The 18,654-nt window shown below is 65.9% G+C and carries 17 protein-coding genes; 6 read left to right on the top strand and 11 right to left on the bottom strand.

The genetic code is table 11. The features are described from left to right. Window positions 1-435: 435 nt before the first annotated feature. The 3 genes from KY501_RS17900 to KY501_RS17890 all read right to left on the bottom strand — a co-directional run bounded on the left by KY501_RS17900 (window position 436) and on the right by KY501_RS17890 (window position 3,976). A complete protein-coding gene (locus tag KY501_RS17900; protein ID WP_224364392.1) occupies window positions 436-1,347 on the bottom strand; it encodes a DUF3396 domain-containing protein in 912 nt (303 codons plus the stop codon). Continuing rightward, entirely contained in the window at window positions 1,344-2,045 is a 702-nt protein-coding gene (locus tag KY501_RS17895; protein ID WP_224364391.1) for a hypothetical protein, read from the bottom strand. Before KY501_RS17895 ends, KY501_RS17900 begins: the two co-directional genes overlap by 4 nt. Window positions 2,046-2,938: 893 nt before the next feature. After that, a complete protein-coding gene (locus tag KY501_RS17890; RefSeq protein ID WP_224364390.1) occupies window positions 2,939-3,976 on the bottom strand; it encodes a hypothetical protein in 1,038 nt (345 codons plus the stop codon). A gap of 1,281 nt (window positions 3,977-5,257) precedes the next feature. Between KY501_RS17890 and KY501_RS17885 the strand changes: the two genes are divergently transcribed. The 6 genes from KY501_RS17885 to KY501_RS17860 all read left to right on the top strand — a co-directional run bounded on the left by KY501_RS17885 (window position 5,258) and on the right by KY501_RS17860 (window position 11,410). Beyond that, complete coding sequence (locus KY501_RS17885) at window positions 5,258-6,013, top strand: 16S rRNA (uracil(1498)-N(3))-methyltransferase (RefSeq protein WP_224364389.1); 756 nt, start codon at window positions 5,258-5,260, stop codon at window positions 6,011-6,013. A gap of 42 nt (window positions 6,014-6,055) precedes the next feature. Next, entirely contained in the window at window positions 6,056-7,579 is a 1,524-nt protein-coding gene (locus tag KY501_RS17880) for an aminopeptidase P family protein (protein ID WP_224364388.1), read from the top strand. A 118-nt stretch (window positions 7,580-7,697) separates the two neighbouring features. After that, on the top strand, window positions 7,698-8,171 hold the full coding sequence (locus tag KY501_RS17875; protein ID WP_309242971.1) for an isoprenylcysteine carboxyl methyltransferase family protein: 474 nt from the start codon (window positions 7,698-7,700) through the stop codon (window positions 8,169-8,171). Beyond that, a complete protein-coding gene (locus KY501_RS17870; RefSeq protein ID WP_224364387.1) occupies window positions 8,168-9,274 on the top strand; it encodes an NAD(P)/FAD-dependent oxidoreductase in 1,107 nt (368 codons plus the stop codon). The genes KY501_RS17875 and KY501_RS17870 overlap by 4 nt, the downstream gene beginning before the upstream one ends. 108 nt (window positions 9,275-9,382) lie before the next feature. Next, a complete protein-coding gene (locus tag KY501_RS17865; RefSeq protein ID WP_224364386.1) occupies window positions 9,383-10,039 on the top strand; it encodes an SRPBCC family protein in 657 nt (218 codons plus the stop codon). A gap of 81 nt (window positions 10,040-10,120) precedes the next feature. Beyond that, window positions 10,121-11,410 carry a patatin-like phospholipase family protein gene (locus KY501_RS17860; RefSeq protein ID WP_224364385.1) on the top strand — a complete coding sequence of 430 codons (1,290 nt, stop codon included), beginning with the start codon at window positions 10,121-10,123 and terminating at the stop codon, window positions 11,408-11,410. 15 nt (window positions 11,411-11,425) lie between these two features. Here the strand turns inward: KY501_RS17860 and KY501_RS17855 are convergent, their stop codons facing one another. The 8 genes from KY501_RS17855 to KY501_RS17820 all read right to left on the bottom strand — a co-directional run bounded on the left by KY501_RS17855 (window position 11,426) and on the right by KY501_RS17820 (window position 18,654). Then, entirely contained in the window at window positions 11,426-12,703 is a 1,278-nt protein-coding gene (locus tag KY501_RS17855) for a DUF2914 domain-containing protein (protein WP_224364384.1), read from the bottom strand. An 81-nt stretch (window positions 12,704-12,784) separates the two neighbouring features. Beyond that, window positions 12,785-13,108 carry a Grx4 family monothiol glutaredoxin gene (grxD, locus tag KY501_RS17850; protein WP_224364383.1) on the bottom strand — a complete coding sequence of 108 codons (324 nt, stop codon included), beginning with the start codon at window positions 13,106-13,108 and terminating at the stop codon, window positions 12,785-12,787. Between the two features lie 15 nt (window positions 13,109-13,123). Then, complete coding sequence (locus KY501_RS17845; protein ID WP_224364382.1) at window positions 13,124-13,381, bottom strand: BolA family protein; 258 nt, start codon at window positions 13,379-13,381, stop codon at window positions 13,124-13,126. Continuing rightward, window positions 13,381-13,926, bottom strand: coding sequence for a YqgE/AlgH family protein (locus tag KY501_RS17840; RefSeq protein WP_224364381.1), 546 nt, complete (start codon window positions 13,924-13,926; stop codon window positions 13,381-13,383). The genes KY501_RS17845 and KY501_RS17840 overlap by 1 nt, the downstream gene beginning before the upstream one ends. A gap of 103 nt (window positions 13,927-14,029) precedes the next feature. Beyond that, window positions 14,030-14,488 (bottom strand): response regulator, encoded by a 459-nt coding sequence (locus tag KY501_RS17835; protein WP_224364380.1) that lies wholly within the window; start codon window positions 14,486-14,488, stop codon window positions 14,030-14,032. Between the two features lie 112 nt (window positions 14,489-14,600). Next, window positions 14,601-15,410: an ABC transporter permease gene (locus KY501_RS17830; RefSeq protein ID WP_224364713.1), complete on the bottom strand. Its 810-nt coding sequence runs from the start codon at window positions 15,408-15,410 to the stop codon at window positions 14,601-14,603. Window positions 15,411-15,615: 205 nt separating this feature from the next. Continuing rightward, entirely contained in the window at window positions 15,616-17,658 is a 2,043-nt protein-coding gene (locus tag KY501_RS17825) for a hypothetical protein (RefSeq protein WP_224364379.1), read from the bottom strand. 297 nt (window positions 17,659-17,955) lie between these two features. Next, window positions 17,956-18,654: a TVP38/TMEM64 family protein gene (locus KY501_RS17820; protein WP_224364378.1), complete on the bottom strand. Its 699-nt coding sequence runs from the start codon at window positions 18,652-18,654 to the stop codon at window positions 17,956-17,958.

Here is an 18,654-nt window from a genome sequence, read left to right as displayed (position 1 = left end):
TGAGGAGCCGCCGCAGGCTGCCGACCGGTCAGCAGCGAAGGCAGGTAACAGGCCCCGTTCCAGGCGTATGCGTTCTCTCCGCACGGTGGTCGAGCATCACCCATGCGGTACCAACACCCGCCGCGCAACTCCTCCTCCCCTGGCTGTTTGCACGGCGGCTTGCGCTGGTTGGGGAGGGGTTTCTCGGGAAACTGCGTCACGACTGGAGCGGTGCGATCCTCTGGAGGCCCGGGCGCGAGAGGCTCAGCGAAGGCCACTGCCGCCGTATCCGCCACCGCTGCCGACTGATCTCCTTGGGACTCCTTCTGGTATGCCAGTCATACCAGCTCGCTTCATTGCCGCCACCAGCGCGGAGGTCGCTTCAAGCACCTCGCCATTCACCTAAGAAGTGCGAGAAGTCTCGGATTTCCACGTGCACGTTGAGTGGCTGGAGGCTCAATCCAGAAAGCGCCGTTCCCAGCGCCGGGTCTCCTCCATAGACTGGAGCACGAGCCTGTTGGGTTCCTCGAAGCGCCAGGGTTCGAGCACCTTGGCCAGTTCGCGATAGGCCGGGAGCGTGTCACCTCGCTCGGTATCACCGGCCTCGGGCCAGGGCCCCAGGGTGATGAGGACCTTGTCCTCTTCTATCGCCTGGACCGTGGTGCTTGGAGTGTGGAGCCGTGAGCGCAGTCCCTCCCATCCACCCAACTCTTCCAGCACGGGCGGCCCCAGGAACGTGAGCCAGTGAGGCGCTCTCACCCGAGTGCCCACCTCCCAGGAGTAGTCACACGGCGAGTCGTAGACATCGATACCTGGATGGCGAAACCAATATTGCGACAGCACCCTCCGTACGCCTGGAACGTCATACTCCGCATTGAAGGACAGCCCTCCGTGCCCGGAACAGAGCGGGAGAGGGGCCGCCAGCTCCATGGCCAGTGCCCGCACCCGCTCCGGTCCTTGCTCCTCCAAAACCTCCGTAGGCAGCCAGAACGTTGCCGAGCACACGGCGTTCGCTTTGTTCCTCCCCAGGGAAGATTCGAGATCCTTGCCCCAATATTCGAAGCGGTAGCGATCCTCGGCTCTGGAGGCGTCCATCAGTTGCGCGCTGCGCAGCCTGTCTCCCAAGAGCTCACGCCGCGTCCATTCCCAACCGCGCTCATCGAGTGGGTGCAATTCACCTTCCTCATCGGCGTACCAGCCGAGGGAGCCTGGGCCAATGAAGCGCAGATACGTCTCCAGCGCGCTCAACACCCGATGCGCCACTTCGGAGTGCGAGCGGCGCATGTAGAAGGTGAAGCTCAGTCCCTCACGGATCAGGAGGCTGCCGTTATCACCGGGATGGCGAATCCGGGGATAGTGCTCAGTCATCGAACGACTCCCACATGAGGCTGAACACGTGCAGGCGTTCCACCCAAGGCCCTCGCGTACACCTGCCCCTGATTGCTGTCTTCGTAAGGGTGCCCAGTCGGGTATCGCCGCCACGGAGACACCTTGCCCGTGTTCACGCATGGGAACTTGAAGTCGTAGACGTCCTGGACCTCATGCGGCTTCCCCTGTTGGTGAATGACGATGTCCGGCTCGATCGTCCCTCGCAGCTCCGCATGCCGTCCCTGCTGGAGCAACACCTGCACCTCCTCTTGAGGAATGTATTCTGCTCCAGCCGACTGCGGATTGACGCGGTAGCGAGGCATGAGGCTGAAGCCCCCTGGCTTCAACCGCTTGAGCTTCTCCTCGGCACACTTGAGCGCCACATGGTGCTGCTCCTCTCCCAGTCGCATCGCTCGCGTGACAGGCCGCCCCTGGCTGTCCGTGCCCACTTGCTCCGCGCACTCTTCCTGCGTCGGCCCTCGATTCCCGAAGTACCTTGCCATCACCTCCAACCGGGCTTGCGGGGCGCATTCGGCCAACGCCGTGTCGATGTTCGCTTGCAGTTCCGCATCCAACGCGCCACTGGCCTTGATCACCCCGGCGCCCATCACCGCCGTCGCTACCGAGGACACGCCCATGCTTGGTGGAGGCAGCGGTTCCGGTGGCGGGACGAGCCTCAGGTGGGGCACAACTGCCACCTTCTCCCCCGGCCCAGGTGCGCACAACTCAGGTGCCTGACGACAGGCGCTCGTCGCCGAATCCGTGGTCTGGGCGTATTGCTGCCCCTGCTGGAGGCGAACCGCACCGCAAGCCATCCACATCACGCTGGCACTCAGGGCCAGCATGCGCCTCGGAAGAAACCGGTCGTTACACCACAAGCCGCCTCCCATGCATGCCGTGGGCACATGCATCGTGACATCGCCCACGGCCCGTCAGAAGACCGGAGCATCGCATAGGAACTCCCGGCAGTGGCCTCCCTCGGCGTCGACCGCGTGGTGCTCGTCAGCGCTGCACACGTGGGGAAGAACTACTTCGGCTCCATGGTCCTCACACCCGACTTCACCCAGGAACTGCTCCTCCAAGGACTCAAACAGACCCGCGATACACGACTCCCCGTCTCACAGGGCCCCGTTGACGGAGAACCACCGCGGGCTCCTACTTGAGCCTCTTCCACTCCGCAGCACCCCTCTCAGCAGACAGACGCACAGCTTCCGGAGAACGCGGGTGCGACCGTTGCCCACGCTGCCAGGCAAACATCCTCTTGGGATGAAGCGATCCTTCGCAGTCCTCAGTTTCACCACCCACTTGCCCTTCCTCGACAAGCCCCAGTGGTAGGTGAATCCCAACAGGTGTTACCGAGCAGGCTCATTAGTGGACGAGCGAGCGGGCAAATTGATGGCCATCATCGACCGAGAGGTGCGTCATTCACATCCATGATGGCCATTGGGTTACGCTCAGCGGCCGGCAGTAGCCCGCCGGGTGAAGAGCGGTCTGGAGGCGTTGACCTGGCGGGGCGCGATGCGGTAGCGCCGCAGGGTAGAGACGAACCACAGGAAGCGCGGGATTTCGCTCGCAGCGACGAGAACGCCAGCTACTTGAACACTCCACCAAGGAGGTCGAGATTTCCGCCAATCGCTACGGTTCCCGCCCAGCATGGCACGTCGACTTTCGTGTTATCGTCCCGCACGTCTGAGATGTTTCCGAGAGTCACACCACCGAGGATGGAGAAGTATGCGTTGGGGCTGTACCCCAAGCCGAAGGCTACGACCGACGAGAATTGCCGCTCCGCTTGTCCTGCGTCCTTCACTGTGGAACGGACATCGTAGGCGATCGGCTTGCCGACCCAGACTCCAACTTTCGTCGAGCCGCAACGCCCCTTCAGCGAGGGGTTCCAGTCCTGGGCAGCGAGCCATTGGATGATTTCGTTACGCTTATTCGATTTCGCCGTTTGATCGCTTGTGGTCGACGAGTCCCAGTCGCGAATGGCCGCGACCACTTCTTGGGCGCTATAGACCTTCCTTGTTGTGTTGTCTCTGGTAACCTCGATTGCCTTGTCACCCAGAAGTTGGGTCGCAATGGCGGCATCGTCCTTTTGATCAGCGTGGATGGCGGATACGACAGCGTCAAAGAGCAACTCCGCGCGCTCCTTTGCGATCGCCATCGCCGCCCGCTGGGCTGTGCTCTCACTGCCGCTGCCCCAAGTGGAGGCACAGTAAACCCGCACCGCTTCAGGTTTGGCGAAATATGCCGGCAGCATTAGCACGTATGGCATAGCGACTGCCTTCGACGATTGCTGGCCCGTCGAGTTGACGGTTCCAAGCGGGGTTTGAACGGCCAGAGCGAGACCGCCGGTGAGTCCCGAGCTGATGAGTTTGCCGCTCTTCAGCGTATCGAAGTCCTCCTTCGCCGCTGTGGCCTCCTCTTTCGCGGCCTTCGCCTCGATTTGTGCCGATTGCACTTTGAGCGCAGACGACTCGTTCGCCACAGCCGCTCCGTCGAGTTGGGCGCCCTTGTTGGCAGAGGCAGCCTCCGCCTCAGAAGCATGCGGGATGTCAGCGGTCTGTGCATGGGCAGAACGGACGACTCCGAGAAAAGAGACTACAACGATGATTATGAACGAACCGTGCATGTAGACCTCATAGGCGATAGGACGAAGAACCTCGGAGTCTGATCGTTCCCTATGAACCGGAAAGATCACTCTTGATTATTAAAGGAGGAAAACACAGGCCGACTCAAGAAAGAGAGGAAATCGCCTCATCGCTCCAAGACAAGTGCCGCCTCCTCTTTCGGGCAGCCCCTGCTTCAGATTCCCATCGTCCAATCCCAATAAAGCGGCTGGCATGAGAAGGGCCCGTCCTCCCAACTGCGGCTGCAGTGATAGCCCTCACCACACACATCCGAGCCCTGAGGGTCGCAGGCTGGTAGGCAGTGCCATCCATCGCAGACCTTCCCGGTGCCACAGGGGGGTAAGCCCTCGCCACACTTCTCGACGCACTCCATCCAGACCTTGTCTGGATGCGATGGCTCATAGATCACTTCGCACTTCCGGCCATCAGCACAAGGGGTCTGCTGGCACTGGGGGCCATACACCTGTGCGCACATGGAAGCGCCTTCGCTGAAGGGGACGCACTGCTGCCCCGTGGGGCAGCCGCGCTTCTCACACGTGGGCAGGCATAGAGGTTGAGGCTCGGTATCAGCGAAGAAGAAGCCTGCGGGACAGCCTGGTGCGCGGCCTGGACGGCATGAATGGGCGCACCAACCCTCGACACGACCACCGCATACCAATCCAGGAGCGCAGGAGTTTGCTTTGTTCCGTGGAAGCCTGACACATCCCTCCCCCTCCTGGCGCGGGCCAATGGGGACGCAGACGCGCACCTGCGGCCCACCTCCCCAGGTGGCTAGCGTCTGGCATGACTGGCCTTCCTGGCATTGTGCATCCGTCATGCACTGGCTATCCGTGCAGGTCGACCGTGGGTACCGGGCGTCGAACAAGCATCCCAACGGCGGCTCACATTTCGCGTCCGGCCCACAGTGCCGACCGTACGTCACCAAACTCATGCGCTGCTCCTGGTTGAGCATGGGGCTGACACGCCCACCTGGAGGTGCATCCACTGGCACCTCCGGCTTCAACAGTGCCCACAACAGCAGCACGAGCGGCAATGGCAGCAGCACGCCGCTAAAGGCCACCACGACTTTGCGCCAACTCGACCTCCGCACCTACGGGCCCCCGCACTTACGACACTCGTCCAAGTGCTCCCTACCTGGCGCGCAGACCTGCGCCAACACATCGGTCCCTCCCGTGAAGGCCTCTCGAAGCTACCAGCGCCGAGCACGCAACGTCACGTAACGGAGAGTTCCATCACCGTTCTCGGCTTGCAGCTCCTCCGCTCCCAAGGCATGGAGTCCTCCCGTGAACCTGCTCCTGCTCTTCGACGAGGACTTCCTCCCTGACGGCACCGCACGCCTCACCGGCCGCCGCGCGCAGCACGCTCGCGAAGTGCTGCGCGCAGAGACCGGTGAAACCCTCCGCGTGGGAAGGCTCGGTGGTCTCGTCGGCACCGGCGAAGTGCTGGAGAACACCCCAGGCGCCCTCCACCTCCGCGTCTCCCTCACCGACTCACCTCCGGCCCGCGCCGCCGTGGACCTGCTGCTCGCCATCCCCCGGCCCAAGGCGCTCAAGAAGGTGCTCCCCGCCGTGGCCTCTCTCGGCGTCGACCGCGTGGTGCTCGTCAACGCCGCCCGCGTCGAGAAGAGCTACTTCGACTCCAAGGTCCTCGCCCCCGACTTCATCCAGGAACTCCTCCTCCAAGGCCTCGAACAGGCCCGCGATACCCGCCTCCCCGAAGTCCTCATCCGCGAGCGCTTCCGCCCCTTCGTCGAAGACGAACTCGACACCGTCTTCGGCCGCGAACCCCTCCGCCTCCTCCCCCACCCTCCGGCCCGCCAGTCACTCACCACCGTGGGAATCCCTACGGCACCCCGCGTGGTGCTCGCCATCGGCCCAGACGGCGGCTGGGTCCCCTTTGAGGCGGAATTGCTTGAAGCCCACGGCTTCCACCCCTTCACCCTCGGCCCCCGCATCCTCCGGGTGGAGACGGCTGTCCCCGTCCTCCTCGGGCAGGTAGCCCTTCTCCGGGAGAACATCTCCCCCCATTCCGCCCCCTGAGGGCTTGATGCCCGCCGGGCGGTTGTTCAAGAGTGGCACCCCATGACGACCCAGTCCGAAGCCGCCCAGGCCGCCTCCGAGACCGCTGCCCAGCCCTCCGCCGCCCAGCCCGTCACCTCCGAGCCCCAGGCCGCTCCCGCCAAGCCCGCAAGCCACGACACCGTCCCGCCCCCCGCGCTCCTCGACTTCATGATGAAGCGCTGGAAGCCCGCCAGCCGCAAGCTCCCTCCCAAGCTCAAGTTCGCCGACGCCTACCGCGCCCGCCGCAAGGCCCTCTCCCAGCTCTTCCCAGGTGAGACGCTCGTCATCCCCACCGGCCACGAGAAGGTCCGCGCCAACGACACCTACTACCGCTTCCGCCCAGGCACCGACTTCTACTACCTCACCGGCAACACCGAGCCCGACTCCGTCCTCGTCCTCCAGCCCAAGGAAGGCGGCGGTCACACCGACATCCTCTTCGTCGAGCCCAACCCCGGCCGCAGCGACGCCACCTTCTTCACCGATCGAGTCAAGGGCGAGCTCTGGGTCGGCCCCCGGCTCGGCGTGAAGGAGAGCCAGGCCCGCTTCGCCGTGGATGAGGCCCGCGGCCTCCCCGAGCTCAAGGCCTTCCTCGAAGGCCTCCACGGCGCCGTCTCCCGCCCCACCCGCGTGCTGCGCGGCTTCTCCGGCAAGGTGGACGACGTCATCCCCGCCCAGGCTGAGCGCGACAAGGCCCTCGCCCAAGCGCTCTCCGAGATGCGCCTCATCAAGGACGCCCAGGAGATCCGCGAGCTCCAGGCCGCCATCGACTCCACGCAGCGCGGCTTCGAGGACGTCATCGCCAACCTCAAGAGCACGAAGACCGAGCGCACCGTCGAGGGCGTCTTCGGCCTGCGCGCCCGCGTCGAGGGCAATGACGTCGGCTACGGCACCATCGCCGCCGCCGGCTCGCACGCCTGCGTCCTCCACTGGACGCGCAACGACGGCCCCGTGAAGAAGGGAGAGTTGCTGCTCCTGGACGCCGGCGTCGAGGGCCACAACCTCTACACCGCAGACATCACCCGCACCCTCCCCGTCTCCGGCAAGTTCTCCAAGGAGCAACGGGAGATCTACGAGCTGGTCTTCGAGGCCCAGGAGAAGTCCATCGCCGCCGTGAAGCCGGGCAACGACTTCATGGAGCCCAACCGCGTCGCCATGCGCGTGCTCGCCTCGGGCCTCGAGCGCCTGGGCATCCTCGAGGACGCCGAGGAGGCCCTCAAGGACGAACACCAGTTCTACAAGCGCTACTCGCTCCACAACGTCAGCCACATGCTCGGACTCGACGTGCACGACTGCGCCCAGGCCCGTCAGGAGGCCTACAAGTACGGCAAGCTCAAGGCCGGCATGGTGCTCACCGTGGAGCCCGGCCTCTACTTCCAGACGGACGATCTCACCGTGCCGGCGCGCTACCGCGGCATCGGCGTGCGCATCGAGGACGACGTCGTCGTCACCGCGCGCGGCTGCAAGGTGCTCTCCGGCGGCATCCCGCGCACGGCCAAGGACGTCGAGGCCTGGATCAAGCGCGTGTGGGCCAAGGCCAAGAAGTGAGGCGCCTACGCTCGCCGCCTACTACGTCTTCCTTGGGCTGATCGGCGCCGAGCGCCTGTACGAGCTCGCCCTCTCGCGGCGCAACGCGAAGAGGGCGCTCGAGCAGGGCGGCCGCGAGGTGGGCCAGGGCCACTTCCGCGTCATGGTCCTGTTCCACACCGCCTTCCTGTTCGCCTGCGCCATCGAGCCGCTCGCGCTCCACCGCCCCTTCCCGGGGCTGCTCGGCTACGTCTCGCTGGCGGGCGCCATCGCCGCCCAGGCCCTGCGCTACTGGGCCATCTCCACGCTCGGCGAGCGCTGGAACACCCGCATCATCTTCGTCCCGGGCGCCACGCCCGTGACGGCCGGCCCCTACCGCTACATCCGCCACCCCAACTACGTGGCCGTCATCCTCGAGTTCATCTTCCTGCCGCTCATCCACGGCGGTTACCTGACGGCCGTGGCCTTCTCCCTGGGCAACGCGGCCCTGCTGTACGTGCGCATCCGCGCCGAGGAACAGGCGCTCGGCGCCGAGTACCAACAGGCCTTCTCCCAGCGCCCCCGCTTCCTCCCGAAGAGCAACTCCGAGACTCCGGGCCTGCCTCCCCCGTGAGGACGATCGACGTCGCCATCGTCGGAGGAGGACCCGCGGGGCTCGCGGTGGCCATCCACGCCGCGCGCAGAGGGCTCTCCACCGTCGTCTTCGATCGCCAGGCCCTGCCCGCGGACAAGGCCTGCGGCGAGGGCCTCGCGCCTCCGGGCCTGAGGGAACTCGAGGCGCTCGGCGCCCGTCAGTACCTCACTCCCGCGGACTGCGCTCCCATCGTGGGCGTCCGCTACATCCAGGAGGACGGCACGAACGTCTCTGGCCGCTTCAACCCCACGCCGGGGCTCGGCATCCGCCGCACGGCCCTGGCCGCAGCGCTCACGCGAACGGCTCAAGAGGCAGGAGTCACCCTGCAGGATCGCTGCGGCGTGGCCAACGTGCTCCGCACTCCCGAGCGCGTCCTCCTGACGACCGCGACAGGAGAAGAGGTGGAGGCCCGGCTGCTGGTGGCTGCGGACGGACTCGCCTCGCCGCTGCGTCATGCCCAGGGGCTGGAGGAGCCCGTGAAGGCACACGAGCCCCGGCGCTTCGGCCTGCGCCAGCACTTCCACCTGCCCCCCTGGTCCGAGTTCGTCGAGATCCACCTCGCGCGAGGCCTGGAGGCCTACGTCACCCCCGCGGGCAGCGATCGCGTCGGCGTGGCCTTCCTCTGGGAGGACGGCAACGTCGAGGGCCCCATCTCCTTCCCGAACCTCCTGCACCGCTTCCCTGCCCTCCGCGAGCGACTCGAAGGCGCCGCGCCGGACTCCAGCGCGCGAGGAGCCGGACCATTCCTGCGCAAGGTCCGCACGCGGATCCTCGATCGCTTCGTCCTCGTTGGAGACGCAGCCGGCTACGTGGACGCCATCACCGGCGAGGGCCTCACGCTGGCGCTCCGAGGCGCGAGCACCCTGGGTCAGCTCCTGCCCGACATCCTCGCCCGAGGTGCCTCCCGAGCTTCCCTGCTGCCCTACGAGCGCGCGATCGCCCGGCATTACTGGCGCTACGCACTCTCCGTGCGGCTGATGCTGATGATCGCACGCTACCCAGCACTGCGCGTCCGTGTCCTCCATGCCCTGGCGCGTCATCCGGCGCTCTTCGAATCGCTCGTCAACTTCGTCGCGGGCTGAGCTCCGCCACGAGACACGGAGTTGTCCCGGGGTGGGCTTGTAGAGAACCGCCCGAATCCTCTATGAGGCACCCGGCTCCACAGGTAGGAGCCACATAGGGGACCCACCATGCTCAAGAAGATCCTCCTCGGCCTTGTCGCTGTGCTCGTCGTGCTGGCCGGGGTCATCGCCACCCGTCCGGCCGAATTCACCGTGCAGCGCTCGGCCACCATCCAGGCGGCGCCGGAGTTCGCCTTCGCGCAGGTGAACGACTTCCACAACTGGGGCGCGTGGTCTCCGTGGGACAAGCTGGATCCGGATATGAAGCGCACCTTCGACGGCGCCTCGGGCCCAGGCGCCATCTACTCCTGGACCGGCAACGACCAGGTGGGCGAGGGCCGGATGACCATCGAGGACAGCAAGGCCAGCGAGTTCGTCCGCATCAAGCTCGAGTTCATCAAGCCCTTCCCCGCCACCAGCACCACCACCTTCACCTTCACGCCGGCCAGCGAGGGCACTCAGGTGACGTGGAAGATGGAGGGCCATAACGACTTCATGGGCAAGGCATTCTCGATGTTCATGAACATGGACAAGATGGTGGGCGGGGACTTCGAGAAGGGCCTGGCCTCCATGAAGACGGCCGCCGAGCTCGACTCGAAGAAGCGCGCCGAAGCCAAGGCCCTGGCCGAGAAGGCGGCAGCCGAGGCGGCGGCCGCTGCCCAGGCGGCTGCTCCTGCCACCGACGCCCCACCCGCGCAGGGGACCGCCGCCGCTCCCGTGCCTTGACCCCTGGCGCCTCGAAGGAGGGGCCCCCCTAACGATCCTCCCCACGCTCGCCATAGAATCGCCGGACTTGGGACGGCGGCCATGACGAGCGGGTTGAAGACAGGACTGGTGCTGGCGGGCGGCGCGGCGCGAGGGGCCTACGAGGCCGGAGTGCTCTCCTACCTCCGCGAGGAGTTCGAGCCGCACTTCGGCCGCGAGCTGAAGCTGGACATCCTCGCCGGCACCTCCGTGGGAGCCATCCACGCGTGCTACCTGGCGGCGACCAGCCACGAGCCCCTGCAGCAAGCCCGCGGGCTCGTCGCGCACTGGCACGCCATGAAGGTGGAGGAGGTGCTCCGCTGCAGCTACGGAGACATCTTCCGCATCATCCGCGAGGCCCTCAGCAAGCCCACGGACCATACCCGGGACATCCAGTACGGCGGGCTGGTGGATCCGCGCGGGCTGCGCGCCCTGGTGGGCCAAGGCATCCGCTGGCTGCAGATCGGCCGGAACCTGCGCAAGGGCCACCTGGACTCGCTGGCCATCAGCGCCACGCACGTGGGCACGGGCAACGCCATCGTCTTCGTCCAGCGAGGCGACAACACCCATCCCAAGTGGAGCGATGATCCCGACTACAGCGCGGTGGCCACCCGCATCGGCCCCAACCACGCGCTGGCCTCAGCGGCCATCCCCGTCGTCTTCCCGGCGGTCCGCGTGCGGGGACAGCTCCACATCGACGGAGGCCTGCGGCTCAACGTCCCCATCAGCCCGGCCCTGCGCCTGGGCGCCCAGCGCGTCATCGTCATCTCCATGCGGCCCCAGCTCCAGGTGGAGAAGGAGAAGACGGCCACGCCCGCCAGCCAGAAGGAGCGCGAGGACGCCGTCGCGAGCGCCCCCTTCCTCGTGGGCAAGATGCTCAACATGCTGATGGTGGACCGCACGGACCAGGACCTGGGCCGGCTGCGGCGGCTCAACGCCATCCTCGAGGCCGGCACGGCGGCGTACGGCCCAGGCTTCGCGGACGTGCTCAGCACGGCGGTGCACCCCCACCGCAGCCAGCCGGTGCGCTACGTGCGGGAATTGCTGGTGCGGCCCTCGAGAGACCTGGGCGAGCTGGCCGCCGAGTACGTCCGCACGGCCGAGTTCCGCAAGAGCAGCAGCGGGCTGGCCCACCGCGCCATCCTGCGCCTGGTGGAGCGCGAGGCCCCGCGCGAGGCGGACATGGCCTCCTACCTGCTCTTCGATGGAGGCTTCGCGGACATCCTCATCGAACTGGGCCGGCAGGACGCACGCGCCATGCGCCCTCAGTGGGAGCGCTTCTGGTCCAACGAGCCCCAGAGCGTGGCCGAGGCCGCGCTGCTGAAGGGCACCGAGCCCGCCAGCGCCGCCTGAGCCGCGCCTCGAGCGCTACTTCTTCTCCGCGACGACCTCCGGCTTCTTGTCCGGGTCGTGCATGAAGACTTCGAACTGGCGGGCCTCGGTGCTCGTGTCCTCCTCCACGGAGAAGGACAGGCGGCTGATCTCGTGACCGTCCTCCGTCTCCACCACCGCGCGCCAGTCACCGGGCTTGGGGTTGGAGGTATAGGCGAAGGTCCGGTAGCCGCGCTCGATTCCCTTGTTGTTGATGGTGAGCGGCACGGTGCTGACGTTCGTCCAGCCCTTCTGGGGATGGTCGTAGTAGTAGCGAACGTTGACCTTGTACGTGGCGAAGCCCTTGGGCGCGAAGATGCTGAAGAAGTAGTACGCCTTGTCCCCCGGGCGCGCGCTGAAGTCCTGGTCTCCCTTGTGCCAGAACTTCCACCACTTCGGCTGGTACGAGAGCGCGTACGCGGAGCCCTGCTTCTCCACCGCGTGGTAGATGCCGCTGAACTGCACCGCCAGCGGCACCGGCGGCAGCACGCGCACCAGGTAGAGGAACAGCAGCGCCGCCAGCATGCTGAAGCCCGGCAGGGCGATCTGCCGCAGCACCTGGAGCTGATCCAGGATGTTCCACCGGCGCAGCAGCTTCATCACCCCGAAGACGCACCCTCCCGCGAGCACCTGCGCAAGCAGGAACACCCAGAAGTTCGCCCTGCCGATGAGGATGGGCAGCAAGTACGCGAAGTACATGCCCGTGCACGTGCTGAAGAGCGCCACGCGCACCACGGGGCCGATCTGCCGGAAGTTCGGCAGCTCGTTGGCCACCATGAGCCCGAACATGGCCACCAGGAACAGGAACGCGGTGAGCCCGGACGCGCTCTTGAAGAAGAACAGCGTGTAGGAACTCAGCAGGCTGCCGTAGAAGAAGTGGATGGCGTCCTCGCGCCACTTCCACACCTTGGCCAGCGCCTTGGGCGGCTCGGCCCCCTCCGGGTAGCGCTGCTCCAGCACCAGCAGCGAGGCCAGCACGCCCAGGTACAGGAACTGCTGCACCAAGGTGAACGTGTCGTCGATACGGCTCAGCGTGAGCACGTCGTAGACGAAGCCGACGAAGAAGAACGCGCCGGTCTCCAGCAGCTCGTTCTTCTTGCGCCAATCCTGCACGCGCTCCATCAACGTGCCCGTCTTCTCCGTGGGGATCGAATCCTCCGGATCGGCGGGCTTCGCGTCGACGGCAACGGCGTTCGCGAGGGTGTTCGGCGGAGGAGCAGCGACCGGCGTTGGCTCAGCAGAGCCGGTCGGCTCACCAGGGGCAGGAGGTGTCACGGTAGCCACAGCTGCCCATTTTACGCCCGAAGGTGAGAGCCGGGACAAGACCCCCGGCCATCACCCCCTGTGCGAGAGGGCTCAGCTCTCGGACTTCTTGCCGGCCACCAGGTCGGCCAGCTCGCCGCGATCGGCCAGCTCCATGAGGATGTCCGAGCCGCCCACGAATTCCCCGTTGATGAAGATCTGGGGGATGGTGGGCCAGTTCGTGTAGTCCTTGATGCCCTGGCGGACCTCGGGATCGGCCAGCACGTCCACCGTGTGCACCTGGCCGTGGGGCTGCAGCAACTGCAGCGCCCGAGCGGAGAAGCCGCACTGCGGGAACAGGGCATTGCCCTTCATGAACAGGACGATCTTGTGGGAGCGAATCTCTTCGTCGAAGCGAGCCTTGAGTTCAGGCGTCATGAGTCAGGTCCTTCCTCAGCGAGTCCCGAGCTTCTTCCATTGCTCGGGGGTATACGTTTTTAGCGCCAGCGCGTGCAGTTCGCCCGTCTGAAGCCAGTCCTGGACGGCGGCATAGACGAGCTTGTGCTGCTGCACCATGGGCTTGCCGGTGAAGGCCGGACTGGCCACCGTGGCCTCGAAGTGGTCACCCGTGCCCGTGGTGTCCTGGACGTTGACCTCCGAGCCCGGCAGGGCCCCGAGAATTCGCTCGCGGATGTGTTCCGGGTCCAGCATCAGTGCAGCCCCTTTCCCACCATGAGCATGGCGGGGTCAAACCCCATCCCCCGCACCGTCTCGTCCCAGAGCTGGGAGGGGTTGCTCTCGAGAATGGCCTTGGCCGTCGCCTCGGCGAACAGCCAGGAACCCGTCTTCATCTCCGCCTCCAGCTGCTTGGGCCCCCACCCCGCATAGCCCAGGCAGAAGCGCACGTGCGGCTCGGGGTTCTCCAACAGCGGGCCCAGCGCGTCCAGCGTCACGCTCAGGAACAGGCCGGGCAGCACCGTGTGCTTCTCGGGGATGGACTCGTCGTCGTGGAGGATGAAGCCGCGGTGAGGCTCCACCGGGCCTCCAACGAAGACGGGCTGCGCGGTGCGCTCGGCGGAGATCTTCATGTTCTGCCCCCTCGCCAGCTCTCCGAGCGTCAGGGGGGCCCCTCGGTTGATGACGAGCCCCATGGAGCCCCCATCCCCGTGCTCGATCATCAGCACGACCGAGCGGTGGAAGTTGGGATCCCCCAGCTGGGGCATCGCCAGAAGCAACCCAGGAGCGAGCGTCTGCACGGGGTCAGCATCGACCTTCCAGGTAGGGGCGCGCAACCCATTATCTCGCGCCCGGGCCCCCTGGAAGCTGTGAAGCCCCACTGGAAGACGGTGGGGGTGGGACTCAGTGCCAGCTGGTGTGCTTGGACTGGAGCGCCTGGGCCAACTTCTCCGGGAGCACGGGCTTGCCGATGAAGAGGTCCGCGCCCAGCCCCTTGCACTTGCGGGCCATGGCGGCATCGCTCATCGCGCTCACGCCGATGAGGACGGCCTGGGGGAAGCGCTCGCGCAGGCGGGACATCAGCGTGGCGCCGCTGCGGCCGGGGAGGAAGACGTCCACGATGGCCGCGTCCATGCGCTTGTTGCGCACGGCGAACTCCGCCTCTTCGGCGCTGCCCACGGGGAGCGGCTCGTAGCCCCACTGGGTGAGCAGCTCCACGAGCAGTTCGCGGTTGGCGGGATCGTCCTCGACGACGAGCACCGCGCCGCGGACTGGGTCGAGCTTCAGCTCGTCGTCACGCCGCTCAGGGCTTGCCTGCTCGGAGCTGGTGGCAAGGGAGAGATCGTCGGTCGGAAGGGACATGGCTCGGCTCGGTTGGACAAGAGTTGTGTGCGTTGGGGGAACCCACCCACGCACACGGGGAATTCCTCGCGGAGAGAGCTTAAAACCGAGGCAGCCCGAGGGGTTGGGCAACTCAGGCCCGACGGGGGCGTGTGGCGAGCGCCTGGGAGGCGAGCGAGGCGCCGAGCACCAGCAGCACGAGGAGCAGCCAGGCAGGGATGACGACGCGGCTGCCGCCTTCGTAGATGAGGGCGGCGTAGCTGGTGCCCAGGTAGCGGCCGAGCGACATGGGCTCCATGCGGGCGATGCCGAAGAAGCTGACGGTGGACTCGGCGAGGATGGCGGCGGGCAGGCGGCTAAGGAAGACAGCGAGCACGAAGGGGCGCAGCGCGGGCCACAGGTGGACGCGGAGCACGTGGGCCCGGGTGGCGCCTAGGGCGCGCGAGGCGGCGATGAACTCCTGGCTCTCGAGGGTGTCCAGGCGGTTGCGGAACATGCGGGCCGGGCCTGCCCAGCCGACGAGCGCCAGGGATACGACCATGAGGCCGAAGGGGCCCAGGCCGGCGCCGCTGCCTGCATCCACGAGGGACTGGCCGGCGAGCTGGAGCACCATGACCACGAGCACATCGGGGAGGGCGAAGAAGGCGTCGGCCAGGCGCATCACCCAGCGCTCGAGGTTGCCTCCGGCCAGCCGGGCCACGGCCGCCACGAACAGGCCGATGCCGGTGGACAGTGCTCCGGCGGCGAGCCCGATGGCGAGGGAGATCCACAGGCCGCCGAATGCCAGCTCGCACACGGTGCGATCGGGATGGGTCGGATCATTGCCGAGGGGACAGGTGCCCGCGAGCACGTGGGGGAAGACACGGCCGGCAAGGAGGCTCAGCACGCCGAGCCCTCCCAGCAGAGTCAACCCCACCCAGGCCTGAACAGGAACGCGCCTCATGCTCGTGTTGGCGGCGTACAACAACCGCCAGGGGCAGTCCATCGAGACTGCCTCGAACCTCTTCGTTCATCCAGGAAGGCGCACAAGCGCACAGACCATTCTCAAGCGAACCGTCCTCCAGCAAAAGGAGCCCCGGTGCTCCAGCCAATGGCATGGACACACCGGGGCTCACGCTCCCACGGAATTCAGCGCTCGCCCGGCCCGCTCAGGGGACGATGGCGAACTGCCGCGTGTAGGGACACTGGCCGTAGATGACCTGATCGAACTTGTAGTCAGCCGTCGTATCGCCGAAACGGGAGGTGCAGAGCGTGGAGGCCGTCCGCACGCACATAGCCCCATTGCTCACGATGTAGGGAATGCCTTTCGTACTGCCATCGCCAGGCCCATCCCATTCACTCACAATGCGGTCGAAGCCCTTGCCGACGCCCTCGTGACCTCCAAGGAACGCATCCACCACACAGCCGGACATGGGCAGGCAGGTATCGTCCGTGAACGAGCCGCACTCCTTGTTCCAGAAGCCACCCGAGACGTGGTGATCGAAGTAGTTGGAACTCGTCGTCCTCTCCAGTGAGGAGATGTTCTGTCCCAGCCAGTTGTAAAGCAGCGTCCCCGAGCCAAGCGGCCCAAGATTGCCCGTGTAATAGGACAAGGGATGGGCGCACTTACTCCAGCTGGCCGTCTCGATGCAGTAGGACTTGGCCGTCTCCAGTTCCTGCTTGCCCCAGTTGCAGTTGGCCGACGCACCCGCGGCGTACCCATAGGTCTGGATCAACTGGCACCGCTGCTCCCGCTCGAGATCAAGGGTGTTCCAGCGGCGCAGTTGCTCGGCAGGCACGCGGTAGTCGGCGAAGAGCTGGAAGTAATCGTAGTTGTAGAACTGAGGCGGCTGGACGTAGTGGCTCATGGACTGCTCGACTGCGGCGGAGTTGCTGACCGACACGCTGTTGACGAACTCCTGGAACTTCGTGGCGAAGTTCGCGCCCGTCAGCGCGATCGACTCGATCTCCTTGTCCCCACCCACGGTGTAGGCCTTGATGGTGACCTTGAGCTGCTCCAAGTAGAGCCGGGTCTCCTCGGAGACAGTGCTGGAGCCATTGGCGTTCAGCACCTCCTTGATCTTGGCCACCACCCCCGCCGCCTTCTGCGCCCGCTCGGTCAGGCTATAGCTCTTGGTATCAAAGCGGAAGACCATGTACAGCTTCGCCCCCCGGACCACGGCATAGACATATTTGTCGCCACAGAACTCGCGGAAGGCCCGCTGGGCATTCACGTTACCGGGGACGATCATCTGCGAGACGATGGCGGGCTTCATGGGATCCACGGACGTGTCCAGGGTCCAGTGATCGATCTGCTGCTCCCAGCGGACAACCACCCACTCCTGGTAGCTGTCACCAACCTGCTCGGAGTAACGCTTCTTGCTGCCGCTCAGATCGACGGAGTAGCCATCCACCCCCAGCGAGAAGCCTCCCGACATGTTCACGTCGAGCAGCTGGCTCAGTTGACTGACGCTGGCGGCGCGCTCGACGCTGATGGAGCGGTAGTTCACCGGGTTGGAGAGGATCTGGAACCCGGGGCGATTCGTGTCGATGCAGTTCTGGGCGTAATCGTCCTTGAGTACGTTATAGCCCTGCCCCAGGTAGAACTGGCCATCCACCACCGGCAACGGATTGAGGCGGACATCCGAGCGCGTCTGCGCGGACGATGAGGATTGGAAACCAGTCCTGAAGCCCTGGGAGCTGGCGGCGTACTGGGTGTTCTCCTGATCTACATCGTGCAAGAAGGGATAGTCCGCATAGACATCCGTGACTGGGGGCAGGTTCACGACCAGGGCCGAGCCCGTGGTGTAGCCACTGCACCCCACCGAGTTGCATGCCCGGACGCGGTATTTATAGACATTCGAGGCCCGTCCACTCATGGTGCTGGAGAGACTGGAGGTGCTGGAGAGCTGTTGCCAGACGCCGGTGCTGATCTGCTCCTCCAACTGATACGTCACGGGAAGGCCGTAGCCGGTGCTGGAGCCCCAGCTCACCAGGTACGAAGGCCGGGTGAGGTACGACGGATACGAGAGCGATCCGGGGATGGACGGCCGCTGCGCGGGGGGAGGCGGCGGCGTACAGGTGCCATCGACTCGCTGCAGGTCGATCGGGCAGGGAGGACAGGCGACGCTCTGGGTGGGATCAATCGGCGCGGGACAAAGTGGCGTCGCCTGAATCTGCTGGGTGGCGACGGACGGCTCGGCTTGTGTCAATGCCTCCTCCGTCTCTGGGCTCCACTCATTCGAGCATGCCCCCAGACAGGGAATCAGCACGTGCAGCAGCAGCGAGACAAATCTCTTTCCTTTTCGCATGGAGCCTTTTCGAGAACCTAGGAGTGGTTTGGCATTGCCGGGCGCCGAGCAAGCCACCCGGAGAGCGCTACAAACAGCCACTCGCCAAGAATGAATTCCTAGTCATCCTCCATGAGCAAAAGAGAACCTCAGCGGAGGCTCGGTCGCATGCTCAGCCCAGGGATGCGCGAGCCGCAGCCTTGGCGCAGAGCTTCTCGCTCAGCGTCCACGGGCCGGCCGCGAGCTTCGGGGCCCTCCAGAGAGACGACGGCGCTCGTAGGTTCGGGCGAGCGCGGCGATGAGCAACGAAGCGATGAGCAGTCCGGCGAGGATAGGCCACGCATCGGTCTGAAGCCTCCCCGACGCATCGAACATCTCGCCGCCGAGGTAGCTCACGAGGAGCAGCGGCGGCACGTAGCCGACGAGCGAACCCCAGAAGTGGGTCCAGAACCCCACCTTCGAGACGCCGAAGAAAGAATGAAGCACCTGCGGCATCCAGAAAATCAGGCGCAGGACGACGACGGTCTGGAATGCGTTCCGCGCGAGTGACTCGTCGTACTTGCGGAGCCGTGCGGGAATGCGAGCCGAGATCCAGTCCTTCGCCACGAAGCGCGCGAACGAGAAGCCGACGACGCTCGCGCACATCGTCCCGATCATCGAGAGCGCAAAGGCCGTCTGCCATGGCCAGATCAGCGGTGCCGCGACGACGAAGATCGTCCCCGGGACGCCGAACGGCTGCAGCACTGTGTACGCGAGGATGAATGCGAGGTAGCCCCACGCTCCCATCTCGACGAGCGTCTCGGCCAGGGCCTTCGGTTCGGCGACCCGCGCGAAGATCCCGAAGTGGTAGGCCCCAGCGAGCGTGAGGAGCACCAGGACGACGACGCCGATCCTGGCACCGCGCAGCGTGCGCGCCAT

Origin of the sequence: Hyalangium versicolor, from assembly GCF_020103695.1 — a bacterium.
GTDB classification, from domain to species: domain Bacteria; phylum Myxococcota; class Myxococcia; order Myxococcales; family Myxococcaceae; genus Hyalangium; species Hyalangium versicolor.
The sequence above is the reverse complement of the archived record's forward strand: the minus strand, read 5'-3'. Positions and strand labels throughout refer to the sequence as shown.

Bases quoted from the DNA above. Each gene is read 5' to 3' on its own strand.
- KY501_RS17880 (WP_224364388.1), top strand. From the start codon at position 6,056: ATGACGACCCAGTCCGAAGCCGCCCAGGCCGCCTCCGAGACCGCTGCC.
- KY501_RS17830 (WP_224364713.1), bottom strand. From the start codon at position 15,410: ATGAGGCGCGTTCCTGTTCAGGCCTGGGTGGGGTTGACTCTGCTGGGA.
- KY501_RS17900 (WP_224364392.1), bottom strand. From the start codon at position 1,347: ATGACTGAGCACTATCCCCGGATTCGCCATCCCGGTGATAACGGCAGC.
- KY501_RS17865 (WP_224364386.1), top strand. From the start codon at position 9,383: ATGCTCAAGAAGATCCTCCTCGGCCTTGTCGCTGTGCTCGTCGTGCTG.
- KY501_RS17845 (WP_224364382.1), bottom strand. From the start codon at position 13,381: ATGCTGGACCCGGAACACATCCGCGAGCGAATTCTCGGGGCCCTGCCG.
- KY501_RS17860 (WP_224364385.1), top strand. From the start codon at position 10,121: ATGACGAGCGGGTTGAAGACAGGACTGGTGCTGGCGGGCGGCGCGGCG.
- grxD (WP_224364383.1), bottom strand. From the start codon at position 13,108: ATGACGCCTGAACTCAAGGCTCGCTTCGACGAAGAGATTCGCTCCCAC.
- KY501_RS17890 (WP_224364390.1), bottom strand. From the start codon at position 3,976: ATGCACGGTTCGTTCATAATCATCGTTGTAGTCTCTTTTCTCGGAGTC.
- KY501_RS17820 (WP_224364378.1), bottom strand. From the start codon at position 18,654: ATGGCGCGCACGCTGCGCGGTGCCAGGATCGGCGTCGTCGTCCTGGTG.
- KY501_RS17835 (WP_224364380.1), bottom strand. From the start codon at position 14,488: ATGTCCCTTCCGACCGACGATCTCTCCCTTGCCACCAGCTCCGAGCAG.